Source organism: Rhodosalinus sp. (genome assembly GCF_046542825.1).
GTDB lineage: Bacteria > Pseudomonadota > Alphaproteobacteria > Rhodobacterales > Rhodobacteraceae > Rhodosalinus.
Genome location: NZ_JBKHAQ010000176.1, coordinates 1 through 3,377, shown reverse-complemented (window position 1 = coordinate 3,377; position 3,377 = coordinate 1). Strand labels below are relative to the sequence as shown.

The window sequence follows — 3,377 nt, the reverse complement described above, 5'->3', positions numbered from 1 at the left end:
CCATGCCCGCACCTCGATCCATTCGGTGCCACATGACGAATCATGATCGTATCGACGCCGGCAAGGCCAAGTCTCGTGGGTGGACTCAATTCGCCGCACGACTTTGTGGGTAACTGCAAGGCCCGCCGACCGGGGCATGGAGCTCGATGCGGCGATCGAGGCTCAGGGGCTGGTTGCGCTCCGGGGCAAGGTGGTCACCGGGGATGCCCTGCACTGCAATCGCCGTACGGTTGCAGCCATCAACGCGGGCGGCGGTAACTGGTGCCTCGCTCTGAAAGCCAATCAGGAGTCGCTTCTGTCCGACGCCCGCGGCTGTTTCACCGGGCTCGAGGCAGCCCATCCCGAAGCGGTGACCGAGGACACCGGCCATGGCCGCAAGGAGACCCGCAAAGCCATCGTGGTTTCGGCCAAGGCATTGGGAGATTAACATGAATTTCCGGACCTCAAGGGGTTCGGCCGGATCGGGGCGACCCGGGAAACGGACGGCAGGGTGACCTCTGAAACCCGGTTCTTCGCTCTGTCCTGGATGCCTGCGCCCGACGTCCTGCTGTCAACAGTCCGCGACCACTGGGCCATCGAGAACGCCCTGCACTGGCAACTCGACGTGTCGTTCCGAGAGGACGCCGCGCGCAACCGAAAGGACAACGGCCCGGGCAACCTTGCTGTCCTGCGTCGCCGCGCACTCGACGTTGTCAGACGAGACACGTCGAAGGGCTCGCTCTCCATCAAGCTCAAGAAAGCGGGTTGGAGCGACGACTACTTACGGAGCATTCTCAATGGTCTGGCCATTCCGTGAGTCAAACGCGATTGCCCTGCCTTCGGGGGGCTGCCCGTTGCCCTCCCGGCCGCGGGGTCTGCGGGGGTTTGCGGGCATCGCGGCGGGCGCGGCGCGGTCCCGCAGGCGGTCATGCCTTCAGCCGCGTCCCCTGCCGGACGAGCGCCCAGCAGGCCAGCCCGACCGCCGCGGTCGATGCGAGGCAGACGACCAGCGCCAGCCAGGGCGAGCTGTCCGAGATGCCGAGCACGCCGTAGCGCGCGCCGTCGATGAGGTAGAATACCGGGTTCGCGTGGGTCACCCACCACAGGGCATCGGGCAGCGCCTCGGTAGAATAGAAGGTGCCGGAGAGAAAGCTGAGCGGGGTGATGACGAAATTCGTGATCGCCGCCATCTGATCGAACTTCTGCGCGAAGATGCCCGCGATCATTCCCAGCCCGCCGAGGAAGGCCGCCCCCAGAAGCACGAAGACCAGCGTCCAGAGCGGATGCGCCGTGCCGATCCCGAGAACGAGGTAGATGCCGAGCCCGATCGCCAGGGCCACGACAAGCCCCCGCGCCACGGCCCCGGCAAGGTAGCCGATCACCAGTTCGCCCGCCGAGAGCGGCGGCATCAGCGTGTCGACGATGTTGCCCTGCACCTTCGAGACCATGATCGAGGAGGACGAATTGGCAAAGGCGTTCTGGATCACCATCATCATCAGGATGCCCGGCGCGATGAAGCTGGTGAAATCCACGCCCATGACCTCGCCCCGCCGCGGGCCGATGGCCAGCGTGAAGATCGCGACGAAAAGCCCGGCGGTCACCAGCGGCGCCAGCAGCGTCTGGGTCCAGACCGCGACGAAGCGCATCACCTCGCGTTCGATCAGGGTCCAGAGCCCCAGCCAGTTGACGCGCCCGAAGCGGCGCACGCCCATCGCCTGCAGCCCAGGCCCCGTTTCCGTCCCGCTGCGCGTCGCCATCGCCTGCCTCCTGTCGCCGCGTCTCGCGGCCTTGTAACCCCGGGCCGAGTGCATAGAATAGGCACTCCCGGAATGTCCATGCGGGCGCCCCTGCGGCGTGCCGCACAAGGCCCGCGACAGGCGGGTCTCACGCAAGCAGATAGGAAGCCGCATGTCCTGGACCGACGAGCGCGTCGAGTTGTTGAAGAAGATGTGGAGCGAGGGGCAGTCGGCCTCGCAGATCGCCAAGGAACTGGGCGGCGTGACACGCAACGCGGTCATCGGCAAGGTCCACCGCCTGGGGCTGTCGAACCGGGGCGCGGCAGCGTCCGGTCCGGCCGCCGCCCCCCCGCCGGAGGAACCGGCGGCCGAGCCTGCGCTCCGGGGCGAGGCACGCGCGGCTCCCGACCCGGAGCCTGCGCCGGAGCCTGCCCCGGCGCAGGCGGAGACCGTCGTCGCCGAACAGGCCGCGCCCGCGCCCGAGGAGCCGACGGCACCCGCCCGCCGCGTGATCGTGCCGGCCGGCCAGCCGCTGCCGCCGCAGCCATCGGCGAACGAGGTCAGCCCCGAGGCGCTGGCCAAGGTCAGCGAGGTCGAGAAGAAGGCGCGCAAGCTCACGCTGATGGAACTGACCGAGCGGACCTGCAAGTGGCCCGTGGGCGACCCGTCCACTGCGGACTTCTGGTTCTGCGGCCTGCCCGTGCAGCCCGGCAAGCCCTATTGCGAGGCGCATGTCGGCGTGGCCTTCCAGCCGATGAGCGCGCGGCGGGACAGGCGGCGCTGAGGGTGTGACGGGCCCCGCCTGTCCCAGCCTGCGCAGCTTCCGCGGGGCGCAAGCGTGGCGCGTCTGACCGCGCTGCCCGGGCACGCGATGGGCACCAACACCGCTTCGGGGGACGGAATGCCGCGCAGCAGCGAGGCGCGGCGTGGGGACTGAGCGCTGAATGGTCCCGGACGTCGCGGCGATCGCGCGTCGGGCGCGGCCCCTCCGTGCGTGCCGGATGCAAAGGCCCTCGTTGCCGCGATCCGCGACCGCCCCCCGGAGGAACCCCGGGGTGCAGATGAACACCGACGGGCCGGTTGCGAGGTGGCGTGCGCGGCCCTCTACGGGACCTGGCCGAGCGTCCTGTCGCCCCGCGGGGCGGTCATGCCCGGTTCGGCGGCAGCCCCGTCAGCGCCTGCACGAAGCCGGCGCGCGTGAACGTGGCGTCGAGCGCACGCGCCCGGGCGAGGGGCAGCGCCCCGGCGCGACGCCGGTCGAGCCGAAGCGCCGTCAGCGGCAGCGCCTGCACGGCGTGCAGCGACAGGAGATGCGCGGGCCGCAGTGGACCGTCGCGCAGGGCCATTCGAAGCGCGCGCCCGGCCACCCCTTCGTCGAACACGCCGGGGCGCCCCGTCCACGACATCGCGGGCAGTGTGCAGGCCGTCGGCTGCCGCGCCGGCCAAGCGGTTTGGAAACCGCTTGGCCAAGGCGCTTGCAAGCGCCTTGCGCCGCGCCTTGTGCGTCCTGCCCCCGGAGGCCTATATGCCGGCCATGACAGCGAACCCGCCCGACCTGCGCCCCGACCGCGCCGCGCCCGCGCTGACGGAGACACGCCGTCCCGGACAGCCCACCATAGGCATGGTCTCTCTCGGCTGCCCCAAGGCGCTGGTGGACAGCGA

The 3,377-nt window shown here is 70.2% G+C and carries 4 protein-coding genes and 1 pseudogene; 3 read left to right on the top strand and 2 right to left on the bottom strand.

The features are described 5' to 3' along the window. Window positions 1–136: 136 nt before the first annotated feature. Together ACLFOB_RS14690 and ACLFOB_RS14685 are read left to right on the top strand one after the other, a co-directional pair. Window positions 137–427 (top strand): hypothetical protein, encoded by a 291-nt coding sequence (locus ACLFOB_RS14690; protein ID WP_410926569.1) that lies wholly within the window; start codon window positions 137–139, stop codon window positions 425–427. A 15-nt stretch (window positions 428–442) separates the two neighbouring features. Beyond that, window positions 443–796: pseudogene (locus ACLFOB_RS14685) on the top strand (ISAs1 family transposase); the annotation flags it as partial. A gap of 109 nt (window positions 797–905) precedes the next feature. On the opposite strand, the gene ACLFOB_RS14680 reads toward ACLFOB_RS14685, so the two are convergent. After that, window positions 906–1,736, bottom strand: coding sequence for an ABC transporter permease (locus ACLFOB_RS14680; protein ID WP_410926568.1), 831 nt, complete (start codon window positions 1,734–1,736; stop codon window positions 906–908). 151 nt (window positions 1,737–1,887) lie between these two features. Between ACLFOB_RS14680 and ACLFOB_RS14675 the strand changes: the two genes are divergently transcribed. Then, complete coding sequence (locus ACLFOB_RS14675; RefSeq protein WP_410926567.1) at window positions 1,888–2,499, top strand: GcrA family cell cycle regulator; 612 nt, start codon at window positions 1,888–1,890, stop codon at window positions 2,497–2,499. A gap of 361 nt (window positions 2,500–2,860) precedes the next feature. Here the strand turns inward: ACLFOB_RS14675 and ACLFOB_RS14670 are convergent, their stop codons facing one another. Then, window positions 2,861–3,097 carry a hypothetical protein gene (locus ACLFOB_RS14670; protein ID WP_410926566.1) on the bottom strand — a complete coding sequence of 79 codons (237 nt, stop codon included), beginning with the start codon at window positions 3,095–3,097 and terminating at the stop codon, window positions 2,861–2,863. Window positions 3,098–3,377 lie beyond the last annotated feature (280 nt).